Origin of the sequence: Actinophytocola oryzae (genome assembly GCF_004364325.1) — a bacterium.
Lineage (GTDB): Bacteria > Actinomycetota > Actinomycetes > Mycobacteriales > Pseudonocardiaceae > Actinophytocola > Actinophytocola oryzae.
The window spans coordinates 85,966-111,567 of the sequence record NZ_SOCP01000023.1; the positions used below are offsets into that span (position 1 = coordinate 85,966).

Here is a 25,602-nt window from a genome sequence, read left to right on the forward strand (position 1 = left end):
ACGAGCGCCTTAGGCATTTGCGCAAGACGATTGCGTGAGACGATCGCCTCAAGCGTCGTTGCTAGGCTCGCCCGCGTGGGCAACCGGGAAGACCTGCTGGCAGCGGCGAAGCAGTGCCTGCTGGAGAAGGGCTACGACCGCACGACGGTGCGCGACATCGCGACGGCGGCGAACGTGAGCATGGCGGCGATCGGCTACCACTACGGCTCACGCGAGACGCTGCTGAACGAGGCGTTGTTCCGCACGCTGGACGACTGGGGCGACCGGGTCGGCAGGGCGGTGGCGCCGGACCCGACCGTGCCGGACACCCCGGACGCCCAGTTCGAGTCGAAGCTGCGCAGGCTGTTCGAGTCGTTCGCGGAGAACCGGCAGGTGTGGCTGGCGAGCATCGAGGCGTTCATGCAGGCACAGCGCTCACCCGAGCTGCGTGCGCAGCTGGCGGGCGGTCAGCTCGAAGGCAGAAGGGGCCTGGCCGCGATGGTGACCGGCCAGTCCGAGGAGGAGATCCCGGACGCCGTGACCCGCTCGGTGGGCGGGGTCCAGATGGCGCTGATCTCCGGGTTGATGGTCCAGTGGCTGATGGACAAGGACCTGACCCCGACCGCGGCCGAGGTCATGACGGGCCTGCGCACACTCCTCGGCGTCGAGAAGAGCTGAAGCCCCGGACGACGGCTCAGCGTGGGGTCAGCACGCAGAACTCGTTGTCCTCCGGGTCGGCCATCACCTGCCAGGGAACCGAGCCCTGGCCGATGTCGAGCTTGCGGGCACCCAGCTCCAGCACGCGGGTCACCTCTGTCCAGTGGTCGTCCTCCAGTAACGGGGCCACGTCCAGGTGGACGCGGTTCTTGATCTCGTGCGGGTGCGTTGTCGGGATGAACTCCAGCCAGGGCCCCCTGCCCGTAGGCGAGCGCAGGGACGCCGTGTTCTCGGTGGTCTCGGCCACCTGCCAGCCTGCCGCCGCGGACCAGAACTCCGCCAGCCTCAGCGGGGTCAGTGCGTCCACCACGATGGCTGCCACCGCTCCGGTCGCCATGTACTCCGGGCGCGGGTCCAGTACGCAGAACTCGTTGCCCTCCGGGTCGGCCAGCACGATCCACGGAACGTTGTGTTGGCCTATGTCGGCTCGAGTGGCGCCGAGGGACAGGGCGTGCGCTACCTGCGCCAACTGGTGGTCCGGCGACTCGCTCGCCAGGTCCAGGTGTACGCGGTTCTTCACCGCCGTCTTCGGCTCCGTCGCCGGGACGAAGACCAGGTCCAGGTCCCAGCCGTCGTCCGGTGGGGCCTGTAGGTCCACCTCGTCGGCGTTCGCGAACGACACCTCCCAGCTGAGCAGGTTCGCCCAGAACCGGGCCAGGGCCTGCGGGTCGAGCGCGTCTACCACCACGTTGCACAGTCGCGTGGACATGCGCAGAAGCTAGCGGACCACACCGACATCGGTCAGCGTGTCGCCACCTTGAGCAGGTCCCTCAGCTGCGACACCACCTCCTGGTCGCCGGCCTCCAGCACGTGCGCGCCCGGCCGCCTGCCCCACAGCCACAGGTACATCCCCGCCGGGTCGCTCGACACGATCGCGTCGACCGGCTCGTCGGCCTCCGCCCGCCACGCCGACGTGCCGGTCGGGGTGATCTGGACGATCCACCGCCTGTCGCCCGTGTGCACGGCCACGCGACCCGGACGCAGGTCGGCGATGCCGAGTACCCCGAGGCGGTGCGTGAACCACAGGGTCAGGATCTCGTCGACGCCGTCGAGCGCGATCTCTGGTGGGATGCCGCCGACCATCGCGGCCGCGCCGCCCATCTGCACGTCGTAGCGGTGCACGGTCGTCTCGTGGGCCAGCCTGCGGTACCAGAACCCGTAGTTCTGGTGCTCCGGCCACCACGTGGGCGCTCCTTCCAACGGGTCGTGGCGCGCCAGCTCGTGTACGACCTCCAGCAGCCCGGCACGCAGGTAGTCGACGAGCGACTGGTCCTCGGCGGGCGCACGCTGCCAGCGGGTTGGCCGCGTGCGGTCGTGCAACCACGACACCACCATCCGGTACACGCTGCCGACGTGCCGCACGACCTCCCCCAGCCGCATGCCCGGCAGGTGCGGCACCTCCGACTCGAGATCCGATCCGATGGTCGAGGTGGCGAGCCGCTCGCCCTCGACCTCCAGCACGTCCAGCAGGTTGGGGTAACCGATCAGCGGGGTGACGGTCACTGGTCGCGCGTGACCGCGGCGCGGATCATCCGCGCCACCAGCTCGAGGAACTGCCCGGCCTGGCGCACCAGGTCGTCGGCGGACCGGGTGCTGACCGCACGCGTGATCCCGGCCTGCACCGACGCGCGGGTGGCCGAGCAGGACGCGAAGAACGCGGCCCACTCCCGCAGCTCCGGCGCCACCGACGACAGCAGCGTCCACACGCTCATCGGACGTGCGCGACCGCGGTGCGGCCGCCCACGCAGCGCCAGCAGCGCCGCCCCGGCACGTAACGCCGTCAGGTAGGCGGCCGCGAAACGCTGAGCCGGGTCGTCCTCCAGCTCCGCGGTGCGCAGACCAAGCTCCGCCTGGGCGAGCAGGCCGAGCGCGGACTCCGGCGCCGCCGGGTGGTTCGGAAAATCCAGGGTCGCGGTCACGGGAACGGCCTCCTCGTGGATCACTGAAGGTGACAACGAGCCGTGGGGAAGCCGGCGTGCTCGGTGGCGAGGCGCTTCCCCCGCCCCACCACCGAGCAGTGTTCGAACCTCTGTTCGAACGAATCCACCATAACCCCAGGTGCCTGGGTGCATCAACCTCGGTCGGGAATTTCCGCGCGAAAGGCGCCACTCGCGTGATCAGATAAGCCATGACCACTCTCGACCACCCCTCGATCAGCAAGATGGCCGCGGCGCTGCGTGAGGCGGGCATGGCCGCGGCGGCGGACGGCATCCGCATCCTCGACGACGAGGTGCGCACCGCGGCGGCAGCGGCGGCGGCCCTCGGCGTCGAGGTGGGCGCGATCGCCAACAGCCTCGTCTTCCGGGCCACGCACGGCGACGAGGTGGCGCCCCTGCTCGCCCTCACCTCCGGCGCGCACCGCGCGGACACGGTCGTCCTCGCGCGGCTGGCCGGGGCGGACGAGGTGGGGAAGGCGGATCCGGCGTTCGTGCGCGAGCACACCGGTCAGGCCATCGGAGGAGTTGCCCCTGTGGGCCATCCTCGGCCGATACAGACGATCGTGGACCGGGATCTGGCAGGCTATGCGGTGGTCTGGGCGGCAGCGGGCCACCCCAAGTCGGTGTTCCCGACGACCTACGCCGACCTGCTCGCCCTCACAGGGGGCGCGGCGGCGGACGTCGCGGGGCAGGAGGAGAATCACACGTCGTGACCGCGGTTCCGCCACGCGTAGAACGGTTCGTCGACCTCAGCGCCGACGACCTGCGCGCTCGCCTGCCAGAAGCCCTGTCGCTGTACGTCACGGCGATGCGCTACCCGACCGGCACGGCCGAGCAGCGTGCGCCCATGTGGCTGGCGCACATGCTCCGCGCCGACTGGCGCTGCGCGGGAGCCTTCGACACCGACGACCACATGGTCGGCATCGCCTACGGCTACCGTGGCGCGTCCGGGCAGTGGTGGCACGAGCAGGTGCGGCGCGGCATCGTCGAGCGCTCCGGCACCGCGCTGGCCGAACGCTGGCTCGAGGACTACTTCGAGCTGACCGAGGTGCACGTGCGGCCGGTCAACCAGGGCCGGGGCATCGGCGAGGAGCTGCTTCGCAGGCTGCTGGCGAACGTACCCAGCGCGAACGTGCTCCTGTCGACGCCGGAGGGCCCGTCCCGCGCGTGGCGGCTGTACTACCGGATGGGCTTCACCGACGTGCTGCGCCACTACCGGTTCACCGGCGACCCCCGACCGTTCGGCGTGCTCGGCCGGGTCCTTCCACTGTGAACCGTGCACTGTGACCGGTCATTTGGGTCAGCCACAGTGCACAGTACTTTGTGAAACACCAACAGCGACCGGTAAGACCACCCGATCAACTGACCATGTCTGTTGGTGTTGAGGCCGCTACCGGTTCCTTTGTGGCCACCGGCAGGGAGACCACGTCGGCCTGCTGCCTGCTCGGCACCAGCCTGCGCGCCCAACGCCGCACACGCTCGGAGAACGTGTCCAGCTTGGCGAGCGGGATGGTGTGGCCGTACCTGGCCTTGGCCGCCAGGTAACGCCTGGCCTCCGGGCTCTGACCACGCACGAGGAACGGCTGCTGGTCGACCTGGAAATCCGCCGTGGACAGTGCTGCCACCTTGGCCGGGTTGTTGGTGAGCAACCGGATGTGCCGAAGGTTCAGACTGCGGAGGATCGCGACGGCGTCCTCATAGGTCCGACAGTCCTCCGGCAGGCCGAGCGACCGGTAGCTGGAGAACGTGTCGATGCCGTGCCGTTGCGTCAGCTGGTAGCCGAGCGCCTTGGCGAGCAGCCCGGCACCTCTTCCCTCCTGGTCGAGGTAGATGAGCACGCCCGCGCCGGCCTTGCGCATCATGGCCATCGACTGTCGCAACTGGTCACGGCAGTCGCAGTCGACGGATTCGAAGATCTCGCCGTACACGCATCGCGAGTGGATCCGAACGAGACAACCGTTCGTCGGCTCACCGAATACGGCGGCGCACGGGCGATTGCCGTGCATTTCGGAGACATCGCCGAGTACGACAACGCGGAAATCCCCGTCAGCGTGCCTCAGCTCGTGCTCCGTCAGGTTCCTGTCGCCCAACGGGGCTACCCCACACTCTGGTCCGACTCCAACGTCCGCCCAACGTCACTGGGCTTCGGCATGGCGTCTGTGATGATGTCGATGGAAAGGTTCGTGGCCATCGCCGCGGTCGCCCACTTGAGCGTCTCGTCGGTGAGGTCCCGTCGACCAATCCTCAACAAATGGTGCAACAAGGCGGCTGAAAAAGCCTCCCGTGCGCCGGGTGAGTCGGTGAGCGGTACCGATGGTGCGTTGATCGTCGCCTGCAGTTGAGGAGAGCTGATCATGGCCTGGAAGTTCTCGACGACGCACACCGTGGTGACTCCCATGGTGCGCAGCTGTCGTGCGACCTCTTCCATCGTCCTGCCGGCACCGCGGTCCGGCAACAGCTGCCGCAGCGCCCATTCCGACCCGACGACGTAGTCCACTCCACCGAGCTCACGGTAGATCTGCTGTGGACGCTCCAGCGGCGGCGATGCCTGCAGCAGCACCAGTGGTTCCCTTGGCAGGCTGCGTGCGGTGTTGAGAGTCCACTTGACGACGTCGACCGGCGCTTCCAGAGTCACGAGCACGGCGTCGGCGTGTGCCAGGGCCTGGCTCATTGTCTGGTTTCGCATGTCTCTTGTGGAGAGTGCGACCCGGAGCTGGTTCTTCCAGCCGATCGTGGCTGCGTCTCCGTTCGGCAGCACAATAACCTGTGCGACCGGCGTCGACTCCCCCGGTGCTCGGACGATGAGGTCCGTCGCGAGGTCCTCGGCACGCATGTACTCGAGCAGCCTGGTCGCAGGCTCGTCGTCGCCGATCGCCGCGGCGAAGCGCACGTCGAAGCCCATGCGAGCACCGGCCACGGCCAGGTTGAGGCCCTTGCCGCCGGGGTTCATCTGGAACGACGTGGCCTGCACCGACTCACCCTTCTCGGGCAGCCGTTCGACGACGGACACCAGGTCCATCACCGCCCCGCCGACGACCACGACGGCGTTGGCGCGCTCATCCGTCGACACCGGACGGACGCCGCCTGCCGCACGAACGATCCGTTCGGCGAGAACTCCGAGCGTGCGTTCCTCCACTGACCCACGCAGCCCCCGCACCGTCGGCGCGGGGGGCGAGGACGAGACACCCATCAGCTCGTGCAGCGCCGTCCACCCCTCGGACAGCGCGATACGGCGTATCCCCAGATCAGCCCGATAGAGCCGAGCAGCGAGCTCCGGCCTGTCGTTCAGCCGCTCGCCCAACAGCCCGAGCGCGAGCACGACGTCGGCGATCAGCCGGTCGGTCGGCGACAGCTCCGCCACCACCCCGGCGACCGCATCGACGATCGCCTGCTCGACCGGCACCCCAGACTCGCGGATGACCCGCTGGACCACCGGTAGGTCCGCGAGGACCCGGGTGTCCACCTCGGTGTCGCGCAGTCGCCGCGCGCTCAGGCCGGCATGGGTCCTCAGCTTGAGGAAGACGCCGCGGACGCCGATGACTTCCGCGTCGGTTGCCATGGCCAACCTCCACTGCATGTCATTTGCCTCCCACTATCTCGCGTCGGGCAAGCACCCGGACCCACCGAACGGGCGGTAAATCGGACCGGGGAGCCGCCCCGCGCACGACACCGGGAGGCTCTGTCTGCCAGATGACACAGGCCTGTCACCTGCGGTAATGAGAAGTTGACCATGATACCGGGGGTGGCCCCGACGGGTGCCACCAGCGCACCTTCCGGGTAGAGAAGGAGTCGCCGGCTGTGATTTTTTCGTCACCTGATTGGTCGAATGCGACTACCCAGGCGTGATTTTTTGGGCTAGATGGCGGCCAGGCACTCCCTCAAGGTGTCCAACCCCATCTGCCCGAGGTACAGCGCCTCCATGTGGAAGGCCTTGAGGTCGAAGGCCGCGCCCTTGCGTGCCCTGGCCTCGTCACGGGCGGCCAGCCAGAGCCGCTCACCGAGCTTGTAGGCGGGCGCCTGGCCCGGCCAGCCGAGGTAGCGGTCGACCTCGTCGACCACCAGCTCGCGCTCGGTGATGGTGCGGGTCAGCATGAACTCCAGCCCCAGTTCGGGGGTCCAGCGCTCGCCCTCGTGGAAGCCCGTCCCAGCGGGGATCCCGAGCTCGAGGTGCATGCCGATGTCGATGATCACCCGCGCCGCGCGGAACAGGTTCTCGTTGAGCATCCCGTAGAGGTTGCCGTCGTCGGTGAGGTAGCCGAACTCGCGCATCAGGCGTTCCGCGTACAGCGCCCAGCCCTCCGAGTAGGCGGGCACCCAGGCCAGCATCCGCTGGAACTTGTTCAGCCGCTCCGCCTCGTACATGGCGGTCGCGATCTGCATGTGGTGGCCGGGCACGCCCTCGTGGTAGACGGTGCTCAGCTCGCGCCACGTGGTGAAGGCGGCCTTGTCCGGCGGCAGCGCCCACCACATGGCACCCGGACGGCTGAAGTCGTCGCTCGGGTTGGTGTAGTACGCGCCCGCCGAGCCGCCGGGCGGGGCGATCCGGCAGTCCAGCCGCATGATCGGGTCCGGGATGTCGAAGTGCACGCCACGCAGGTCGGTCAGTGCCTGGTCGGACAGCTTCTGCATCCAGTCGCGGAACTCGGCGACGCCCCGCACCTGGTAGCGCGGGTCAGCGTCGAGCACCTCGGCCGCCTCGACCAGCGAGGCACCCGGCCTGATGCGGTTCGCGATCTCCTTCATCTCCGCCTCGAGGCGGAGGAACTCCGTCCAGCCCCACTCGTAGGCCTCACGCAGGTCAAGGGCCGCGCCGAGGTAGTGGCGGGAGTGCAGCCGGTAGGCGTCCTCGCCGACGGCGTCCTTCGCGGGCGCCTTGGGCAGCAGCTCGGTGCGCAGGAACTCCGCGAGGTCCGCGTACGCCTGCGACGCGGCGGCGGCACCGGCGTCCAGCTCGGCGCGCAGGCTGTCCGGGCCACCGGCGGCGAACTCGGTGAAGAAGCCGTCGCTCCACCTGGCGCACTGCGTGGCGACCTTCTCGACCTGGCGGCGGGCGGCCACGTGCCCGCGTGCGGCCGCGTGGCTCAGGCCTGCCTGGTAGCCGGCGACCGCCTCCGGCATGCGGGACAGGCGCGTCGCGATGGTCGCCCAGTGCTCGGCCGTCTCGGCGGGCATCAGGTCGAACGTCTCCCGCAGGTCCTGCGGCGGGCTGGCCAGCACGTTCAGGTCGCCCTCGACCAGTCCGGCGTCGTACAGCTCGACGTCGACGCCGAGCCGCTCGGTGAACACCGCCTTCGCCACCCGCTCGCGGTCGTCGGCCGGCTCGGCCGCCGCCATGTCCGCCAGGGCCTTCCTGGCCAACTCGTTGCGTGCCGCGCAGCCGTCCGGGGACAGGTCCGGCAACCGGTCGTCGTAGCCCGGCACACCCAGGGCCGTGGCCACAGTCGGTGACAGCTCTACGTATTGGTCTACAAAGGAGTCGGCGATCCGGTGCACGGTCATGGCGCGGACGGTACCCACTGATCGGGCGACGAGCACAGGATTTCGCCACGACGAGGTGTGCTGGCAGGATGGCGCGGTGCGCAGCGCATTCAGGGTCGTTCGGTTATTCGTGCTGTTCGGCGTGCTGGTGTGCTCGCTGTCCGGCTGTCTCCGGGTGCACGCGGCCCTCGCCGTGTCCCCGGACGACCGCGTGTCCGGGGACCTGATCGTCGCCTCGGTCCGGGCCAGCGACCAGGACAACGGGCCGACGCTGACCATCCCGCCGGAGCTGTCGGACCGGGTCCGCACGGAGAAGTACGTCGACGGCGAGTACGTCGGTCAGCGGATCACGTTCTCCAAGCTGCGGTTCGTCGACGTGACACAGCTCGTGCAGACCATCTCCGAGGCCAAGCAGTACCGGCTGTCGCTGCGCAGGGCAGGCAACGTCGTGACGCTCGCCGGGTCCATCGACCTCACGCAGCTGCCCAAGGACCGCGCGGACGTCCAGATCAAGGTCGCGTTCCCCGGGTCGGTGAGCCGCACGAACGGCGACGAGGACGACGGCACGGTCAGCTGGTCACCCAACCCCGGCGCGGTGACCGAGTTCGACGCCATCGCCCAGTACTCGACCAACGACGACGGCTCGTGGGTGCGGTGGGCGCTGCTGGTCGGCGGCGCAGCCCTGCTGGCCGCGATCATCGCCACCCTGCTCGCGCTGATCGCCCACCGGCGCAGCCGAAGCTCCGACCGGGCGCAGGCGACTACCTAGGCGACCGGCTGGGCCTTGCGACCAGGCACCAGGCCCAGCCGGTCGACCACGATCTCCTTGGTCGCCTTCGCACGGTTGAACGTGTAGAAGTGCAGGCTCGGCACGCCCTCGGCGAGCAGGCGTTCACACAGCTCGGTGGTCACGTTCATGCCCTCCTCGCGGAAGGCCTTCGGGTCACCGGTGAACCGGTCCATGCGTGCCACGAGCGCGGCGGGGACCTCCTCGCCGGACAGCTCGACGGTCTTGCTGAGGATCCTCGGGGTCGTCAGCGGCATCACGCCGGGCAGCAGCACGGTCTCGCAGCCTGCCGCGGCGACGCGGTCACGCAGGCGCAGGAAGTCCTCCGCCTCGAAGAACAGCTGGGCGATAGCGAAGTCCGCGCCCGCACGGAGCTTGCTGACCAGGTACCTGGTGTCGGTGTCGAGGTCCGCGGAGCGCGGGTGGCCGTACGGGAACGCCGAGACGCCGACGCAGAAGTCGCCGAGCGAGCGGACCAGGCGCACCAGCTCCTCGGCGTAGTTCAGCCCTTCGGGGTGCCTGACCCACTCGCCGTTGGGGTCGCCGGGCGGGTCGCCACGCAGGGCGAGGACGTTGCGGATGCCGAGCGAGGCGTACCAGCCGATGACGTTGCGCAGCTCGGCGACCGAGTGGTCGACGGCGGTGAGGTGCGCCATGGACACGAGCGTCGTCTCGGTCACCACGCGACCGGTGGTGCGGATCGTGCGGTCGCGCCCGGAGCCACCCGCGCCGTAGGTCACCGAGACGAACGCCGGGTCGAGACCCTCCAGGGACCGGATGGAGTTCCACAGGCGCAGCTCGTCCGCGTCGTCGCGCGGAGGCATGAACTCGACCGAGAACACCGGCCGGTCACCAGGAATGCGATCCACGACCTTAGTCATGTGAACAAGGGTAGTGATCGGGCCTACACGCGGCCTCAAGGACACCCCGCCGATGCATAGCGCGGGCCCAACACGCACGATAGGCACGTGACCCTGGAGATCGACGGCGAGATCGACGTCGCAGTGCACCGGCACGTCGAGGTCCTGCTCAGGCGCTACCTCGCGCAGCGGCGCGGCGAGCTGCCCGAGCTGGCACAGACGTTCGCCGCCGCGGTGGACACGCTGTCCGACTTCGCGCTGCGAGGTGGCAAGCGCATCCGCCCCACGTTCGCCTGGTGGGGCTGGCGGGCGGCGGGTGGCGAGGGCACCGGGCCGCGTGCGGAGGCCGTGCTCACCGCGGTCAGCGCGCTCGAGCTGATCCAGACCTGCGCGCTCGTCCACGACGACCTCATGGACGCCTCCGAGCTGCGGCGGGGCAAGCCCACCGTGCACGTCCGCTTCACCGAGGCCCACCGCGCGGGTGGGTGGCTCGGCGAGCCGGAGCGTTTCGGCATGGCCGCCGCGATCCTGCTCGGCGACATCGCGCTGGCGTGGGCGGACGACATGTTCACCGGCGCGCCCCTGTCCGACGAGATGCGCCGCGCCGCCCGCGAGCCGTGGCTCACCATGCGCTCGGAGATGTTCGCGGGCCAGTACCTCGACGTGCTGGCCCAGGCCGAGGGCGACGAGTCGGAGGACCGCCCGTTCGGCGTGGCCCGGCTCAAGACCGCCGCGTACACCGTCGAACGGCCGCTGCACATGGGGGTCGCGCTCGCGGGGGCCGGGCAGGACACCGTCGACGCGGTCCGCACGTTCGGCACCGACATCGGCATCGCCTTCCAGCTGCGGGACGACCTGCTCGGCATGTACGGCGACACCGAGGTCACCGGCAAGCCCGTCGGCGACGACCTGCGGGAGGGCAAGCGCACGCTGCTCGTGTCGCTCGGACTGCGCTACGCGGACGAGGCAGGCAGGCACGCCGACGCGGAGCACCTGCGGGGCACGCTCGGCGACCCCGAGCTGACGCGGGAGACCATCGACCGGGTGCGTGAGCTGCTCGTCCAGGTCGGCGCGGTCGACGAGCTGGAGCGGCGGATCGAGCGCCTCACGACCTCCGGGCTCGCCGCGCTGGAGACCTCCGGGCTCACCGAGCCGGGCCGCACCAGGCTCGCCGACCTCGCGATCGCCGCGACCCGGCGGGACCGCTGAATGCGGGGCCTGGACGGCCCGACCGACCACGTCGTGGTGGTCGGCGCCGGGCTGTCCGGCCTGTCCGCGACACTGCACCTGCTCGGTGCTGGCAGGCGGGTGACCGTGCTGGAGGCCGCGCCGCACGTCGGCGGCCGCGCCGGTGGCGACCGGCTGGGTGACTACCGGATCGACACCGGCGCGTCCGTGCTGACCATGCCCGAGCTGCTGGACGAGGCGTTCGCCGCCGTCGGCTCGTCGCTGGCCGACCGGGTCGAGCTGACCCGGCTCGACCCGGCCTACCGCGCGAGGTTCGCCGACGGGAGCACCATCGCCGTGCACACCGACGCGGGCGCCATGGAGGCGGAGGTGCGCCGCGTCGCGGGGCCGGGGGAGGCGGCGGGCTACCGGCGCCTGCGTGCGTGGCTCACCGAGCTGTACCGGGTGCAGCGGGACACGTTCATCGGCGCCAACTTCGACTCGCCGCTCGACCTGGTGTCCCCCGCCCTCGCCCGGCTCGCCGTGCTCGGCGGGTTCGGCAGGCTCGGTCCCAGGATCGGCACGTTCCTGGCCGACGAGCGGCTGCGGCGGCTGCTCTCGTTCCAGTCCCTGTACGCGGGTGTCGCGCCCGCGCAGGCACTGGCCGCGTACGCCGTGATCGCCTACATGGACACGGTCGCGGGCGTGTACCACCCGCGTGGCGGGGTCGCCTCGGTCGCCGACGCCATGGCCGCCGCGGCGACCGACGCGGGCGCGGACGTCCGCGTCTCGACCGGCGCGGCATGGCTGGAGCGGCGCGGGGACCGGGTCACGGCCGTGCGCACCACGCACGGCGAGCGGATCCCGTGCGACGCCGTCGTGCTCACCCCCGACCTGCCGGTCTCCTACCGGCTGCTCGGCATGGCGCCACGCAGGCCGCTGCGGCCACGCTGGTCGCCGTCCGCCGTGGTGCTGCACGCCGGCGTGACCCGGACGTGGCCTGCGCTCGACCACCACACGATCCTGTTCGGCGACGCGTGGGACCGGACGTTCGACGAGATCCTGCGTCGCGGCAGGCTCATGAGCGACCCGTCGCTGCTGGTGACGCGGCCGACGGCGACCGACCCCGGCCTCGCCCCCTCGGGACGGCACGTCGTGTCGGTGCTCGCGCCGTGCCCGAACCTGGAGACCGGGCCCATCGACTGGGCACGCGTCGGCCCCGCCTACCGCGCGGAGCTGGGCAGAGTGCTGGAGCGGCGCGGTCTCACCGGGTTCGACGACGCCGTCGAGGTGGAACGACTGGTGACGCCCGCCGACTGGGCAGGCGCCGGGCTCGCCGCGGGCACACCGTTCTCACTGGCCCACACGTTCGCGCAGACCGGCCCGTTCCGACCGCGCAACCTGGTCCGGGGCGCCGCGAACGTCGTGCTGGCGGGGTGCGGCACGACGCCGGGTGTCGGCATCCCGCCGGTCGTGGTCTCCGGCAGGCTGGCCGCGCTGCGGGTGGTCGGGGCAGGCCGTCGTCAGGTGATCAGGCGATCCCGGCACATGGCCGTCCGGTGAGTTGGGATACTCCTCCCGGGCATACGCCGAACAGACCACGGACGCGCCCGGATGGGAAGTAGCACGATGGCCAGAACAGCACGCCGCCTAGCCGTACTGCTCGCCGCTGGCGTGCTCGGGCTGACCGCATGCACGAACGAGGTCTCCGGCAGCGCGAAGGGGGTCGAGATCGGCCCGCTCACCACCGCGGAGGCGACCTCGGCGGCCCTGGAGAGCTTCGCCGAGTCGGCCGCCGTGCGCTACCAGGGCACGCTGAAGGCCTCCGACGGCGCCGACCTCACCGTGGACGTGACCGCGACCAGCAGCGGCGAGGTCTTCGGCACGATCACCGTCCAGGGCCTCGGCGCGAACGTCGTCGTGCTCGACAAGACCCTGTTCCTGAAGGGTGCGCCCGAGTTCTGGGCCGCCATGGCGGGCAGGTTCGGCGTCACCTCCGGCGACGGGACCGCGCTCGGCAACCGCTGGGTGAAGCTGCCGACCGTGTTGCTCGGCGTGGAGTTCGCCGACATCTTCACCCCGGACGTGGTCGCGCAGACCGCGGGCAAGGCGACCAAGGGCGCCGACACCGAGCTGACCACCCAGACCAAGCAGGTCGGGGCGGTCCAGGCCATCGAGGTCCCGGTCGAGGGCGGCACGGTCTACCTCGCGAAAGACGCGCCGCACGGCGTGGTCAGCATCGCGCTCGACGAGATCGGCTCCGCGGAGAACACCAAGGCCAAGAACGTGTCCGTCGCGGTGACCGACGGGTCTGCGAACATCGCCAAGACCTACACCGACCTCTCGGCTCAGGCGAAGAACGAGCTGGGCACCGCGGTCGACGCGCTCACCTCGATCTCCCAGGGCGGCAACCGGTTCGACGCGTGCGGCGCGCCGAGCTGCACACTCGTCGTGGACGTCACCAACCCGGCGAAGAAGGCCGTGAAGGTCCACCTGCGTGCCGACTGGACGGGCGACAACGCGCCGCTCGGCACGTGCGAGCAGGTCTCCGAGCCGCTCGCGCCCGGCGCGTCGGCCTCGATGAGCTGTGCCATCAACTCGCCGCAGTGGGTGAGCTTCTTCCAGCGGGCCAACTCGGTGCCCGGCACGCACCCGTACGGTGCCGTGTGGACCGCGCTCGCGCTGGCCGACCCGCCGGACGTGAAGGCGCTCGACGAGCTCGCCACGGCCAAGCCCGCCGACGCGAAGGACAAGAAGGAGTCGGACACCGGGCTCGCCGTGTACGAGATCGGCAACTCCGACGGCGTGTGGAAGTACGGCGTGACCTCGGCGCGGTACTGGCGGGACAACGCCAAGGAGCAGCTGCGGGCCTGCCTCGGGCTCACGAGGTCGGCCTGCACGTACTCGCTCGTGACCACGACGCCGAACGCCGTGTCGGCCTACGGCCTGGTCAACCAGCAGGTCGCGGCCTACGTGCAGGAGAAGGGCAAGTGCCCGGCCGGGCAGTGGGTGGGCTGCACGAAGTAGAGCTCGACGAGGCCTGCTTCGCGGCCCTGCCCGAGTGGCGTCCTCCGCGCTGCCCTTTGGGGTGGCTCGGGGCTCCCGTTAACCCGTTCCACGGCGACTGCGCAAGACCGCGCACAACGGCCATCCTCGCTGGTAGGGCCACGGAGGTCGTGGCCCGACGCCGTGAGAGGAACTTCGATGACGGTGCCAGACGGAGCACAGCTCTCCGAGGACGGCAAGTACTGGTGGGACGGCTCCGACTGGCAGCCGGTGCCGGAGGACGGGGGTGGGTCGACCGAGGTCGGCCAGCTCTCCGAGGACGGCAAGTGGAAATGGGACGGCAGCCAGTGGCAGCCTGCCGACGAGGAGGGCGGCGACGGCCTGCACGAGGCGCTGAGCTCGCAGGGCATCGACATCGCGCCGGAGAACGCCGACGCGGGCTACGTCCAGCAGATGTACGACCACCTGAGCGACTGGTACGACTCGCTCGACGACGTCAGCAAGGCAGTCGTCGACGCGCTGTCCCAGGAGGGCGCCGACACGCTGCTGGCCGACCCGACCGTCGGCGTCGTGAACGCGGACGACCCGCTGGTGACGGCGTTCGCCGCGACCGACAAGACCCTCGGCGAGTCGCTGCAGGCGACCGGCGAGGCACTCGAGCAGGCCTCGGCCTGAGGGGAGATGACCGATGTCTTGGGATGACTTCACCGCATGTGCCGGGCAGGACGGCCAGATCCTCTACGAGGCGGGCGAGGACGCGGTAACGCAGTTCAAGGAGATCTGGGACAACCTCCCGGACACGATCAAGAACATGATCATCGCGGCGGCCGAGTGGGGCGGTGCCCTGCTGACGCGGGCGCTCGCCGCCGCGGGCGTCGCGGCGGCCGAGGCCATCGCGGCCGCGGCGGCCGGTGCCGGGCTCGGCACGCTCATCGCGATCATCTACGACTGCTACGACAAGCTGTGACCTCGTGACCCAAGGTGTGGCGCTGGCGCTGGCCGTTCTCCTGGCCTGCGCCGGCCTACCCAAGCTGTGGCGCCCCGAGCACGTCGCCGGGGCGCTTCGCCGTGTCTTCGTCCGGCGCACGACGTCGCAGCCGACGCTGCGCTTCGCGGGCCAGCTGCTCGGGATGTGGGAGCTGGTGCTGGCCGGGGCGGTCGTCGTGCTCGGCGGAACCGTCGTGGGTCTCGCGGTGCTGGTGACGTTCCTGGGGTTCCTCGGGTTCGTGGTGGCCGCGGTGCGCAAGGGCGCTTCCTGCGGCTGCTGGGCTTCGCTGACCGAAGGACCCGCCGGTGGAGCCGAACTGGCCCGCACGGGCGTCCTGGCCGCCGGTGCGGGCCTGCTGGCGGTGTCCGGGTGGTCGACCGACTACGGCTGGGCAGCGGTCGGCTGGGCGGCGGCGTTCCTGGCCGTCACCCTGGTGGTGACCGTCGCGGGTGGCCGGGTGGCGCCCGTCCGCTCGGCGAAGGTGGCCCGCAGGCTCGAGATGCGGGCCGCGCCGACACGTCGTGGCCGCGCGGCGGCCCGGCTCGCCTTCTTCCTCGGGTTCGTGCACGCGGGCACCGGCGCCCAGCGGCGGCGCTACCTCGACGCGCTGACCGAGGAGCACGCACTCAGGGACGCGGGCTCCGCTCAGAACGCCAGTGCCTGAGCCCTCCGCTTGACCTCGCGGCCGCCCGTGGCACGCAGTGCCCCGATCGGGGTGCCTCCCGGCAGCGTGTCGTCCGGCTCGAACAGCCAGCGGAGCATGTCGTCCGGCGAGAAGCCGGCGTCGGCGAGCACCGTGATCGTGCCGGGCAGGCCCTTCACGATCTGGCCGTCTTCGGTGAGGAAGGTCGTCGGCACGCTCAGCACCCCGTCCCTGCGGACCGCGAGCAGCTGGCCGTCTCGCAGAGCCTGGCGGACCTTGGTGACCGGTAGCGCCAACCGGTCGGCGACATCGGGCAGGGGCAGTACCTCGACCTCGGAGCCCAGCACATCAGTGGCGGAGGGAATCGCACTCACACCCGCAACGATGCCACAGGATCGTGTGACCGCGCCCACCGATTTCCGTAGCGGTATCGATTTGGCTCGCTCCGCTCGCCGGTGAGCGGCGAACTGGTCTTACCTCGGAAACCCGTGCCCAAATCGACCGCTTCCGCTCGCCGGCGCCACACGCTTCCGTACCATCACGGACGTGGACGAAAGGGGAGTCGGCTTGCTCGGTGCGCTGCTGGAGCAGCGGTACCGGGTCGACGCGCTGCTCGCCCGCGGTGGCATGTCCTCGGTGTACCGCGGGTTGGACACGAGGCTCGACCGGCGGGTCGCGATCAAGGTAATGGACGAGCGCTTCGCGGACGACAGAGCGTTCGTCGACCGCTTCGAGCGGGAGGCGCGGTCCGCGGCCAAGATCCATCACCCGAACGTGGTCGCGGTGCACGACCAGGGTGTGGACAGGTCGGTGGCCGGGGACCTCGTGTACCTGGTGATGGAGCTGGTCGACGGCGGCACGCTGCGCGACCTGATCAACGAGCGCGGCGCGCTGGACGTGCCGACGACGCTCGCGATCATGGAGCCGGTGCTCGCCGCGTTGTCGGCCGCGCACCGCGTCGGCTTGGTGCACCGCGACGTCAAGCCGGAGAACGTGCTCATCGGGCACGCGGGCGAGAGCGGCGCGACCGTCAAGGTCGGCGACTTCGGCCTGGTCAGAGCCGTGCACAGTGCGGGAACCACCAGTGCGAGCGTCATTCTCGGCACGGTCGCCTACCTCTCCCCCGAGCAGGTCACGACCGGTGCGGCGTCCTCGGCCGGGGACGTGTACTCGGCCGGTGTCGTGATGTTCGAGGCGCTGACCGGCGCCGCGCCCTACACCGGCGACAGCGCCATCTCGGTGGCCTACCGGCACGTGAACGACGACGTGCCGCGCCCGTCGACGCTCGTGCCGGGCATCCCGGCCGAGCTGGACGACCTCGTGGTCCGCGCGACGCGTCGCGACCAGTCGCAGCGGCCCGCGGACGGCGCCGCGTTCCTCGCCGAGGTGCAGAAGCTGCGGATCATGCTCGGCACGCAGCGGGTGGCCGTGCCGGTGCCCGCGCCGACCGTGTCCGACCGCACGATCCCCGTGACGCCGGTGGAGCGGGCCGCGGCACTGAACGGCGGCACGAACCTCGCCGAGCTGCCCGCGGAGACGACGACCGAGCAGACGGTCGCGCACGGGCAGCCGGTCTCCTCGGGGATGCCCGCGGTAGCCAACGCCACGATCGTGCGGCAGGCACCCGCCGGGTTCCGGCCGATCGGCCCACAGGGCACGCGCGCGATGCTGCGTACCGACCTGGACCGGGCCAACGCCGCGACCGAGTACGTGCCGCCCGTCGGTCCCCCCTCCGGCGGGTTCGCCTACCAGTCGCCGCAGCCGCCGCCGAACCGGCCGCGCCCCAAGCGGCCCGTCCCGCCACCCAAGCCGAAGAACCGGACCGGCCAGATCGTGATGTGGGCCGTGATCGGGGTGGTCGTGCTGGCGCTCGTCGGCACCACGACGTGGTGGTTCACCTCCGGGCGCTACCGCACGGTGCCCTCGGTGGCGGGCAGGACGTCGGCGGAGGCCCAGCAGATCCTCACGGACAACGACCTCAACCCGAACGTCGAGGTCGCGCGGGACAACACGGTCCCGGCGGGTGTGGTGATCCGCACCGAGCCGGACAAGGGCCAGGAGGTGCTGCGGGGCGACCAGGTCACGGTCGTCGTGTCGCAGGGCAAGCCGAAGGTGCCGGACGTCCGCGCGGGCGCCGACAAGGCCGAGATCGAGAGCCTGCTCAAGGACCAGGGCCTGACCCCGGACTACGACGACCGCGAGAACACCTACTCCGACACCGTGCCGAAGGACAAGGTCGTCACTACCGACCCGCAGCCGGGCACCGTGGTGAACCTCGGCCAGCGGGTCGTGATCGTCGTCAGCAAGGGCCGCGCACCCAAGCCGGTGCCCGACGTGCGGGGTCAGTCCCGGGACGACGCGTTCCAGCAGCTCACCGACGACGGATTCCAGCCGGTGGAGGGGCAGGCGACGTTCGACCAGGACGTCGAGGGCGGCCACGTGATCCGCACCGACCCGGAGGCGGGCACGAAGATCAACGGGGACGACCGCAAGGTCACCGTGACGCTGTCCAACGCCGTCACGGTCCCGAACCTGAACGGCCAGCGGGGCGAGGACGCCCGGCGCGCGCTCCAGGAGCTGGGGCTCGACGTCGACGTCCAGCACCCGTTCGGCGGCGGCGGGGACGGCGGCAGGGTGTTCCAGCAGTCCCCCGGCGGGAACTCCAGGGTCGCGGCGGGCACGAAGGTGACCCTGTACCTGTTCGGGTGACGTGAGTCGGTCCGCTCAACGCTCCATGAGCCCGCGGACCGACTCCACGAACGCCTCGACGTCGAGGGTGTCGTCCCAGGACGCCTGCAGCAGCAGGCCCTGGTAGATGGCGATGCCCACGCGGACGACGCTTTCCGGCACGGTGTCCCCGAACGCCCGCACGGTGTCGTCGACGCCCTGGCGTGCCAGGGCACGGATCCTCGGCTCGCGGACGGTCTCCGCCCAGGCCTGCATGCTGAGGTTGCGTTCCTGTGCCGACTCCTCACCCGCGATCGTCCGGAGTAGATCGAGGAAGCCGGTGTCGAGGTCGGCCGCCCCGAGCGTGGCCGTGCGCCGGGTCTGCCACTCCTCGACGATGGCGGCGATCATGTCGTCCTTGCCGGTGAAGTAGCGGTAGATGAGCCCGGCGGACAGCCCGGACCCCTTCACGATGTCCTGCATGGACGTTCGGTGGAAACCGTTGTCGGCGAAGCACTTCGCGGCGGCGTCGAGGATCTGCCGCCGCCGGTTCGCCAGGTGTTCCGCGCTGACCTTCGGCACTACCCGACCACCGCCCAGGCGATCCGGTAGAAGTCCGCGGCCGGATCGCTTCGGTGGTACCGGATCGCGGCGTCCCGAGTGGACAGGTCGCCGACCAGGTCGAGTCCGCGCTCGGTCAGGTAGTCACCGACCTCGGCCGGGTGCAGGCCGAACGTCCACGGCTCGCCGACGTCCGCGACGGTCCGGTGCCAGGTGGTGTCGGCCCGGAGAGCGGCCCTGTCGACGTAGGTGAGGATGACCGTGCTGCCGGGAGCGGTGGTTTTCGTCAGGTCGCGGAGTGTCCGGTCGACCGCCGCGTCGGTGAGATAGTTGGTTACCCCTTCCCAGACGACGGCCGTGCATCTACTTGGGAAACCGGCTTTCGTCAGGACATCGGCCAGGTTCTCGTCGTTGAGGTCGGCCGCGATGTAGTGCACGTGGGGAGTGTCGGCCACGAGCCGGCGCTTGGCCTCCTGGGTGGCGGGGTGGTCGACCTCGTAGGTGGTGGGGATGCGCGGGAGGCGGTGCGCGCGGCTGTCGTAGCCTGCGCCGAGGATCAGGACCTGCTCGGGTTCGGCGTCGGCGAGGAGGTCGTCGATGAGCCGGGTGCGGGCGATGGCGGACATGCGCGGCCCGTCCGGGTGGAGGTGGTCGATGAGCCGCGCGATGCCGTGGCCGACCGGCGGGACGGCGGCGGCCCGCACCAGCCAGCGGTAGCGCGCCGGCAGGAAGCGGGTGGCGTAGGTGTCGGCGAAGAGGCGGTCGCGACGCCGGGTCTCCAGCGCGCGGAACAGGGCGACGTGCTCGGCGGTGCGGCTGGCGGTGCGCATGACACCATAATGAATGAACGTTCGTTTTTGTCAACGTCCGAAAGAGGCCGGCCCGTCGACGGCCGGCCTGTCCCGGGTCCTAGCTGCGGAGCATCTCCGCGACCAGGAACGCCAGCTCGAGTGACTGCTGGGTGTTCAGCCGCGGGTCGCACGCGGTCTCGTAGCGGCCGTGGAGATCCGCGTCCGAGATGTCCTGGGCACCGCCGAGGCACTCGGTGACGTCCTCGCCGGTCAGCTCGACGTGGATGCCGCCGGGGTGCGTGCCGAGGCGGCGGTGCACCTCGAAGAAGCCCTGCACCTCGTCCACGATCCGGTCGAAGTGACGGGTCTTGTAGCCGGTCGGCGACTCGTGCGTGTTGCCGTGCATCGGGTCGCACTGCCAGATGACCCGGTGCCCCGACGCCTCCACCTTCTCCACGATCGGCGGCAGCGCCTCGCGCACCTTCCCGTTGCCCATGCGACTGATCAGCGTCAGGCGGCCGGGCGTGTTGTGCGGGTCGAGGCGCTCGACGTACTCGACCGCGAGCTCCGGAGTCGTCGTCGGGCCGATCTTGAGGCCGATCGGGTTGGACAGCAGCTCGGCGAACGCGATGTGCGCGCCGTCGAGCTGGCGGGTCCGCTCCCCGACCCACAGGAAGTGCGCAGAGAGGTTGTACAGGCGCGGGTCGGACTCGCGGGTGTCCATGCGGAGCATGGCGCGCTCGTAGTCCAGCAGCAGCGCCTCGTGGCTCGCGAAGATCTCCGTCGAGTGCAGCGACGAGTCCTCGACGCCACACGCCTGCATGAACCGCAGGCCGCGGTCGATCTCGGTGGCCAACGCCTCGTACCGCGCACCCGCGGCCGAGTTGCTGACGAAGTCCTTGTTCCACTCGTGGACCTTCGACAGGTCCGCCATCCCGGCCGCGGTCAGCGCCCGCACGAGGTTCATCGCGGCGCCCGCGTTCGCGTAGGCGCGGATCATGCGACTCGGGTCGGGCACCCTGGCTTCGGGGGTCTTGACCAGCGAGTTGATGATGTCGCCGCGGTAGACCGGCAGGCCGAGCGCGTCGATGGCGTTCGAGCGCGGCTTGGCGTACTGGCCCGCGATGCGACCGACCTTCACGACGGGCATGCTGGCGCCGTAGGTGAGGACGACGGCCATCTGAAGCAACGTGCGGATGTTGCCCCGGATGTGCGGCTCGGTGTTGTCGACGAAGGTCTCGGCGCAGTCGCCGCCCTGCAGCATGAACGCCTCGCCGCGGGCGACCTCGGCGAGCTGCTCGCGCAGGCGGTCGATCTCGTTGGGCACGGTGACCGGCGGCACGCTCTCCAGCAGGGTGCGCACCTGCCGCACCTGCTCGGAGTCGGGCCACTCGGGCTGCTGCGCGGCAGGCCGCGACAGGGCGTCGTCGAGGCGGGCACGCAACGCCGGCGGCAGCGGCGGAAGCTCGGGAAGGGTGTCCACCGGCACGTCAACGGTCCAGTTCACGACACAAGCGTAGCCCCGGCTGTTCCCCGCGTTTACGCCGACGGCGGAGCCTTCTTGATCGCTTCACCACATCGTGGTTCGTTGGCCTCATGCCCACGCTCTACGAGTGGCTCGGCGGCGCGCCGGCCCTTGAGAAACTCTTCAGCCGCTTCTACGAGAAGGTGCCGGACGAGCCGCTGCTGGCGCCGCTGTTCGCGCACATGGACCCCCACCACGCCCAGCACGTCGCCGCCTGGGTCGGCGAGGTGTTCGGCGGCCCCAAGGCCTACTCGAGCGCCAGGGGCGGCCACGCGCACATGATCTCCAGGCACGCGGGCCGGGCCATCACCGAGGAGCAGCGGCGCCGCTGGGTGAACCTCCTCGTCGACACCGCGGACGAGGTCGGGCTGCCCACCGACCCCGAGTTCCGCGCGTCGTTCGTCGGCTACCTCGAGTGGGGCAGCCGACTCGCGGTCGTCTTCTCCGCCCCGGGTGCGGACACCCCCGGGCCGGAGGAGATGCCGACCTGGGACTGGGCCAAGCCGCCGTGGCAGGGCTGAGGACCTACAGCGCCGGCCTGCGGTCCGCCCACGGGTGGGCGCGCTCGTACTGACCGGACAGCGACAACAGCCGTGCCTCCGAGCCCGCCGGTCCCACCAGCTGGACGCCGAACGGCAGGCCGAAGTCGTCGAAGCCCGCGGGCAGCGCGGCGACCGGGTAGCCCAGCACGTTCCACGTCGGGTAGTACGCGATGCCCATCGACACGGCACCGAGCGTGTGGGAGGCGCCCGCACCGTGGAAGCGGCCGACGCGTGGCTGCCGTGCCGTCCAGCCCGGCTGCAGTATCACGTCGTAGTCGGCGAAGAACGGCGCCATCGCGGAGTGGAGGACCGACTCGGCAGCGCGGGTCTTGGCCAGCACCCCGTCCGGCACACGTCGCCCGAGTGCCGCGATGCGCCGCGTGCGTGGCTCCAGCCACTCGGGGTGCGGCAGCTGTGCGACGTCGTCGGCCACCCCGCGCAGGTACCGCACGATGAACTGCTGGCTCGCCCTGGGCCCCAGCGGCGGCTCGGCGGGCACGACCTCGTGGCCGAGCACGCTCAGCCGGTCGGCGACCAGCTGGACCGCCTCTTTTCGCTGCCGCTCGACAGGGGTCGGACCGAGCGGGCTGCGCAGCGAGATCGCGATCCGCAGCTTGCCGGGGTCGGCGTCCACGGCGTCGCGGTAGCCGCCCGGCTCGTCGGCCAGCACGTCCAGCATCGCGCCCGCGTCGGCGACCCTGCGGCCGAGCGGACCGACACCGGCCAGACCGTGCCAGTGCTCCTCGTCGCCCATGCTGATCAGGTCGCGGGTGGTCTTCAGGCCGAACAGACCGCAGAAGTTGGCGGGGATGCGGACCGAGCCGCCACCGTCGGACCCGGTCGCGGCACCCACGATGCCCGCGGCCACCGCCGCGGCCGAGCCACCCGAGGAGCCGCCCGGCGTGTGGTTCAGCTCCCACGGGTTGCGGGTGGCGCCGTAGGTGAGGGTCTCGGTGAACGGCCACAGACAGCGGTCCGGCGTCCGCGTGTGGCCGACGAGCACCGCGCCCGCCTCCCGGAGCCTGGCCACACCGGGGGCATCCGCCTCAGCGGGCGGGAACTGCGGGCGGCCGCCCATGGCGGTCACGTCGCCCATGACGTCCTGATCGTCCTTCACCGCGACCGGCACGCCTAGCAACGGCGTGCGCTCACCGGCGTCGAGCCGCCGCTGCGCGTCCACCGCCTGCACTCGCGCGTGGTGGGGCCAGACGACACGGAACGCGTTCAGCTTGTCGTCGACCGCCTCGAGCCGCGTCAGCACCGCCTCGAGCAGGTCGGGCGCGGACACGTCACCGTCGCGCAGTGCGGCGGCCTGCCTGTCCGCGCCGGCCCACAACAGCTCCTCGATGTCCATGCGGACGAACACTAGTGCCTGCGCCCCGCATCTTTGTGCTGAAGTCCGCGCCGACGAGCAGATACCTCAGGGGAACGTGACGGCACCCAGCCACGATCCGCCTCGGCAGCGGAACCTTCGACGCGACGCGACCCACACATGAAATCGCGGGGAGGCGGACCAGATCAGCCGAAGAAGACCTCGGCCTCCTGGTAACGCTCCAGCGGCACGGTCTTCAGCTCGGCGGTCGCCTCGGCGAGCTTCACCCGGACGATGTCGGTGCCACGCAGCGCGACCATCACCCCGAAGTCGCCGTCCTGCACGGCGTCCACCGCGTGCAGGCCGAAGCGGGTGGCGAGCACGCGGTCGTACGCGGTCGGCGTGCCACCGCGCTGGACGTGCCCCAGCACGACCGCACGGGACTCCTTGCCGGTCCGCTGCGCGATCTCCTCGGCGAGCCAGGTACCGATGCCGCCGAGCCGGACGTGCCCGAAGGAGTCCTTCTCGCCGGTCAGCAGCTTCTCCTCGCCACCCTCGGGCAGCGCACCCTCGGCGACGACGATGATCGGGGCGTACTCACGCTCGAACCGCCGCTTCACCCAGTCGACGACCTGGTCGACGCTGAAGTGACGCTCCGGGACCAGGATGACGTTCGCGCCACCCGCGAGGCCGGAGTGCAGTGCGATCCAGCCGGCGTGGCGGCCCATGACCTCGACGACGAGCGCGCGGTGGTGCGACTCGGCCGTGGTGCGCAGCCGGTCGATGGCCTCGGTCGCGATGTGCACCGCGGTGTCGAAGCCGAACGTGTAGTCGGTGGCGCCGAGGTCGTTGTCGATGGTCTTCGGCACGCCGACCACGCCGATGCCGTCGTCGGTGAGCCGCTTGGCCACACCGAGGGTGTCCTCGCCGCCGATCGCGATCAGGGCGTCCACACCCAGCTCGGCGAGGTTCTCCCTGATCCGGTCGACGCCGCCCTCGACCTTGTACGGGTTGGTCCGCGACGAGCCGAGGATCGTGCCGCCCCGGGTCAGGATGTCCTCGACGTCGTCGAGCCCGATGGGCTTGGTCAGTCCCTCGATGGGCCCGAGCCAGCCGTTGCGGAACCCGACCGTCTCCCACCCGTGTGCCTCGATGCCCTTGCGGACCACGGCGCGGATGACCGCGTTGAGTCCTGGGCAGTCACCGCCACCTGTGAGCAATCCGACGCGCATGTGCTCGATCCTCCAACCGGCCGCTAGAGCTGAGGTCCCGTCTGGGTCTATTCGCCCGTAGCGTGCCATCTTCTGGATCGGTGCAGCAAGGCGCCCCCGCTTAACTCACGGGAAACCCTCTCTTCATCCGTTCGGCCTCGATCACCCGCCAGCGCACGAGGTTGTGCCTGGCGTCGGCGAGGGCGTCGTGGGCGTCGCTCGGCGGGTGCGGCAGGTGCGGCTTGCCGACGTCCTCCCAGCGCTGGCGCAGCTCGCGGGTGAAGCGCGGCAGCTCGCGCGGCAGAGCGGGCATGTCACCCCACAGCTGGGCGAGCGCGACATGGTCGTACGCGGCGAACCACGCCCACAGCTCCACCCGGTCCCGGCCCCGGTTCAGGAACCTCAGGAGCCGGTCACGCATGGTCGCGCGGTCGCACCAGGCCGGGTCCGCGGGCGAGGGCAGCTTGTCCAGCACGTGCTCCCGCACCCACTGGCCCGCCTTGTCCGGATCGAACTCCGTCGACACGGCGTAGAACTCGCGCCCGTTCTCGTCCACGACACCGATCGACACCAGGTCGATGGTCGTTCCGTCCTCGATGAACTCGGTATCGTAGAAAAACCTCACCCGGTCAGCCTATTCAGCCTGCTTCGGTCTCCGGGATGCGGTCGGCCTCGCGGGCCGTGCGGCGCTCCTGCTTGGGCAGGTTGGCGGGCTCTCCGGCCTCCTGCGCGGTCATGAGCTCCTTGGCCTTCGCGGCGTAGACGTCCACGTACTCCTGGCCGGACATCTCCATCAGCGCGTACATGATCTCGTCGGTGATGGACCGCTCCACGAAGCGGTCCCCCGCCAGGCCCTCGTAGCGCGAGAAGTCGAGCGGCTTGCCGATCTTGATGCGGATCTTGTGGGGGCGCCAGATCTTGGAGCCGATCGGGTTGGCCTTGTCGGTGCCGAACATCGCGACGGGCACGACCGGGACCTTGGCCTCGAGCACCATGCGGGCGAGGCCGGTCTTACCTTTGTAGAGCCGCCCATCGGGGGAACGGGTGCCCTCCGGGTAGATGCCGAGCAGGTGGCCCTCACGGAGTAACCGGATGCCCGTGTCGAGCGCGGCCTGCGCGGCGGCGCCGCCGGACCGGTCGATCGGGATCTGGCCCATGCCGGTGAAGAACCACTTCTTGAGCTTGCCCTTGACACCCGCCTGCGTGAAGTACTCCAGCTTGGCCGGGAAGGTGACGCGGCGGGACAGCATGAGCGGGAGGAAGAACGAGTCCGCGACGGCGAGGTGGTTGCTGGCGAGCAGCGCACCCCCCTTGGGCGGGATGTTCTCCCGTCCCTCGACCGCCGGCCGGAAGAAGAGTCTGAGCAGCGGCCCTATGAACACCCACTTCATCACGAAGTACAGCACCGCTTCCCGTGCCTCCGTTTCTGGT

The 25,602-nt window shown here is 70.6% G+C and carries 27 protein-coding genes; 12 read left to right on the forward strand and 15 right to left on the reverse strand.

The genetic code is table 11. The features are described 5' to 3' along the window. Positions 1-75: 75 nt before the first annotated feature. Positions 76-657, forward strand: coding sequence for a TetR/AcrR family transcriptional regulator (locus CLV71_RS40880; RefSeq protein ID WP_133908322.1), 582 nt, complete (start codon positions 76-78; stop codon positions 655-657). Positions 658-673: 16 nt separating this feature from the next. On the opposite strand, the gene CLV71_RS40885 is transcribed toward CLV71_RS40880, so the two are convergent. Genes CLV71_RS40885 through CLV71_RS40895 form a run of 3 tightly spaced genes read right to left on the reverse strand, consistent with a single transcriptional unit; the run spans position 674 to position 2,615 of the window. Next, complete coding sequence (locus tag CLV71_RS40885) at positions 674-1,405, reverse strand: VOC family protein (protein ID WP_133908323.1); 732 nt, start codon at positions 1,403-1,405, stop codon at positions 674-676. Positions 1,406-1,437: 32 nt separating this feature from the next. After that, positions 1,438-2,199, reverse strand: coding sequence for a maleylpyruvate isomerase N-terminal domain-containing protein (locus tag CLV71_RS40890; protein ID WP_133908324.1), 762 nt, complete (start codon positions 2,197-2,199; stop codon positions 1,438-1,440). After that, on the reverse strand, positions 2,196-2,615 hold the full coding sequence (locus CLV71_RS40895) for an SAV_6107 family HEPN domain-containing protein (RefSeq protein WP_133908325.1): 420 nt from the start codon (positions 2,613-2,615) through the stop codon (positions 2,196-2,198). Before CLV71_RS40895 ends, CLV71_RS40890 begins: the two co-directional genes overlap by 4 nt. Positions 2,616-2,824: 209 nt before the next feature. Between CLV71_RS40895 and CLV71_RS40900 the strand changes: the two genes are divergently transcribed. Further along, positions 2,825-3,346 (forward strand): YbaK/EbsC family protein, encoded by a 522-nt coding sequence (locus CLV71_RS40900; protein ID WP_133908326.1) that lies wholly within the window; start codon positions 2,825-2,827, stop codon positions 3,344-3,346. Then, positions 3,343-3,906 (forward strand): GNAT family N-acetyltransferase, encoded by a 564-nt coding sequence (locus CLV71_RS40905; protein ID WP_133908327.1) that lies wholly within the window; start codon positions 3,343-3,345, stop codon positions 3,904-3,906. The genes CLV71_RS40900 and CLV71_RS40905 overlap by 4 nt, the downstream gene beginning before the upstream one ends. An 85-nt stretch (positions 3,907-3,991) precedes the next feature. Here the strand turns inward: CLV71_RS40905 and ribA are convergent, their stop codons facing one another. The 3 genes from ribA to CLV71_RS40920 all read right to left on the reverse strand — a co-directional run bounded on the left by ribA (position 3,992) and on the right by CLV71_RS40920 (position 8,132). Then, the gene (gene ribA, locus CLV71_RS40910; RefSeq protein ID WP_243867277.1) at positions 3,992-4,723 is read right to left on the reverse strand and encodes a GTP cyclohydrolase II RibA; all 732 of its coding nucleotides are present in this window, start codon (positions 4,721-4,723) and stop codon (positions 3,992-3,994) included. Between the two features lie 5 nt (positions 4,724-4,728). Then, positions 4,729-6,192: a PfkB family carbohydrate kinase gene (locus CLV71_RS40915; protein ID WP_133908328.1), complete on the reverse strand. Its 1,464-nt coding sequence runs from the start codon at positions 6,190-6,192 to the stop codon at positions 4,729-4,731. A gap of 296 nt (positions 6,193-6,488) precedes the next feature. Then, the gene (locus tag CLV71_RS40920; protein ID WP_133908329.1) at positions 6,489-8,132 is read right to left on the reverse strand and encodes a DUF885 domain-containing protein; all 1,644 of its coding nucleotides are present in this window, start codon (positions 8,130-8,132) and stop codon (positions 6,489-6,491) included. A 76-nt stretch (positions 8,133-8,208) separates the two neighbouring features. On the opposite strand from CLV71_RS40920, the gene CLV71_RS40925 reads away from it, so the two are divergent. Then, on the forward strand, positions 8,209-8,880 hold the full coding sequence (locus CLV71_RS40925; RefSeq protein ID WP_166664466.1) for a DUF3153 domain-containing protein: 672 nt from the start codon (positions 8,209-8,211) through the stop codon (positions 8,878-8,880). On the opposite strand, the gene CLV71_RS40930 is transcribed toward CLV71_RS40925, so the two are convergent. Further along, positions 8,877-9,779 (reverse strand): methylenetetrahydrofolate reductase, encoded by a 903-nt coding sequence (locus CLV71_RS40930; protein ID WP_133908331.1) that lies wholly within the window; start codon positions 9,777-9,779, stop codon positions 8,877-8,879. The two genes, CLV71_RS40925 and CLV71_RS40930, sit on opposite strands and share 4 nt — an antisense overlap. An 87-nt stretch (positions 9,780-9,866) precedes the next feature. Here CLV71_RS40930 and CLV71_RS40935 point away from each other — a divergent pair, with 87 nt between their 5' ends. The 6 genes from CLV71_RS40935 to CLV71_RS40960 all read left to right on the forward strand — a co-directional run bounded on the left by CLV71_RS40935 (position 9,867) and on the right by CLV71_RS40960 (position 15,583). Further along, entirely contained in the window at positions 9,867-10,967 is a 1,101-nt protein-coding gene (locus CLV71_RS40935) for a polyprenyl synthetase family protein (RefSeq protein WP_243867279.1), read from the forward strand. Next, positions 10,968-12,488, forward strand: coding sequence for a phytoene desaturase family protein (crtI, locus tag CLV71_RS40940; RefSeq protein ID WP_133908332.1), 1,521 nt, complete (start codon positions 10,968-10,970; stop codon positions 12,486-12,488). It abuts the gene before it with no gap. 66 nt (positions 12,489-12,554) lie between these two features. Then, positions 12,555-13,952, forward strand: coding sequence for a hypothetical protein (locus CLV71_RS40945; RefSeq protein WP_133908333.1), 1,398 nt, complete (start codon positions 12,555-12,557; stop codon positions 13,950-13,952). Positions 13,953-14,129: 177 nt separating this feature from the next. After that, positions 14,130-14,606, forward strand: coding sequence for a hypothetical protein (locus CLV71_RS40950; protein WP_133908334.1), 477 nt, complete (start codon positions 14,130-14,132; stop codon positions 14,604-14,606). 13 nt (positions 14,607-14,619) lie between these two features. Then, positions 14,620-14,898: a hypothetical protein gene (locus CLV71_RS40955; RefSeq protein WP_133908335.1), complete on the forward strand. Its 279-nt coding sequence runs from the start codon at positions 14,620-14,622 to the stop codon at positions 14,896-14,898. Between the two features lie 4 nt (positions 14,899-14,902). Next, positions 14,903-15,583 (forward strand): MauE/DoxX family redox-associated membrane protein, encoded by a 681-nt coding sequence (locus CLV71_RS40960; protein WP_133908336.1) that lies wholly within the window; start codon positions 14,903-14,905, stop codon positions 15,581-15,583. On the opposite strand, the gene CLV71_RS40965 is transcribed toward CLV71_RS40960, so the two are convergent. Beyond that, positions 15,565-15,936: an Rv2175c family DNA-binding protein gene (locus tag CLV71_RS40965; RefSeq protein ID WP_133908337.1), complete on the reverse strand. Its 372-nt coding sequence runs from the start codon at positions 15,934-15,936 to the stop codon at positions 15,565-15,567. The genes CLV71_RS40960 and CLV71_RS40965 overlap by 19 nt on opposite strands. A gap of 172 nt (positions 15,937-16,108) precedes the next feature. Between CLV71_RS40965 and CLV71_RS40970 the strand changes: the two genes are divergently transcribed. Next, entirely contained in the window at positions 16,109-18,271 is a 2,163-nt protein-coding gene (locus CLV71_RS40970; protein WP_243867281.1) for a Stk1 family PASTA domain-containing Ser/Thr kinase, read from the forward strand. Between the two features lie 15 nt (positions 18,272-18,286). On the opposite strand, the gene CLV71_RS40975 is transcribed toward CLV71_RS40970, so the two are convergent. The 3 genes from CLV71_RS40975 to CLV71_RS40985 form a co-directional block, all read right to left on the reverse strand. Continuing rightward, positions 18,287-18,811 (reverse strand): TetR/AcrR family transcriptional regulator, encoded by a 525-nt coding sequence (locus tag CLV71_RS40975; RefSeq protein ID WP_133908338.1) that lies wholly within the window; start codon positions 18,809-18,811, stop codon positions 18,287-18,289. Beyond that, on the reverse strand, positions 18,811-19,620 hold the full coding sequence (locus CLV71_RS40980) for a class I SAM-dependent methyltransferase (RefSeq protein ID WP_133908339.1): 810 nt from the start codon (positions 19,618-19,620) through the stop codon (positions 18,811-18,813). Before CLV71_RS40980 ends, CLV71_RS40975 begins: the two co-directional genes overlap by 1 nt. Positions 19,621-19,699: 79 nt before the next feature. Further along, positions 19,700-21,088 (reverse strand): class II 3-deoxy-7-phosphoheptulonate synthase, encoded by a 1,389-nt coding sequence (locus CLV71_RS40985; RefSeq protein ID WP_133908340.1) that lies wholly within the window; start codon positions 21,086-21,088, stop codon positions 19,700-19,702. Positions 21,089-21,177: 89 nt separating this feature from the next. Between CLV71_RS40985 and CLV71_RS40990 the strand changes: the two genes are divergently transcribed. After that, positions 21,178-21,627 (forward strand): group II truncated hemoglobin, encoded by a 450-nt coding sequence (locus CLV71_RS40990; RefSeq protein ID WP_133908341.1) that lies wholly within the window; start codon positions 21,178-21,180, stop codon positions 21,625-21,627. A 4-nt stretch (positions 21,628-21,631) separates the two neighbouring features. Here the strand turns inward: CLV71_RS40990 and CLV71_RS40995 are convergent, their stop codons facing one another. The 4 genes from CLV71_RS40995 to CLV71_RS41010 form a co-directional block, all read right to left on the reverse strand. Beyond that, complete coding sequence (locus CLV71_RS40995) at positions 21,632-23,002, reverse strand: amidase family protein (protein WP_133908342.1); 1,371 nt, start codon at positions 23,000-23,002, stop codon at positions 21,632-21,634. A gap of 164 nt (positions 23,003-23,166) precedes the next feature. Continuing rightward, positions 23,167-24,192: a 6-phosphofructokinase gene (locus CLV71_RS41000; RefSeq protein ID WP_133908343.1), complete on the reverse strand. Its 1,026-nt coding sequence runs from the start codon at positions 24,190-24,192 to the stop codon at positions 23,167-23,169. A gap of 100 nt (positions 24,193-24,292) precedes the next feature. Next, positions 24,293-24,796 carry a polyadenylate-specific 3'-exoribonuclease AS gene (locus CLV71_RS41005; RefSeq protein ID WP_133908344.1) on the reverse strand — a complete coding sequence of 168 codons (504 nt, stop codon included), beginning with the start codon at positions 24,794-24,796 and terminating at the stop codon, positions 24,293-24,295. A 13-nt stretch (positions 24,797-24,809) separates the two neighbouring features. After that, entirely contained in the window at positions 24,810-25,577 is a 768-nt protein-coding gene (locus CLV71_RS41010; protein ID WP_133908345.1) for a lysophospholipid acyltransferase family protein, read from the reverse strand. Between the last annotated feature and the right edge of the window lie 25 nt (positions 25,578-25,602).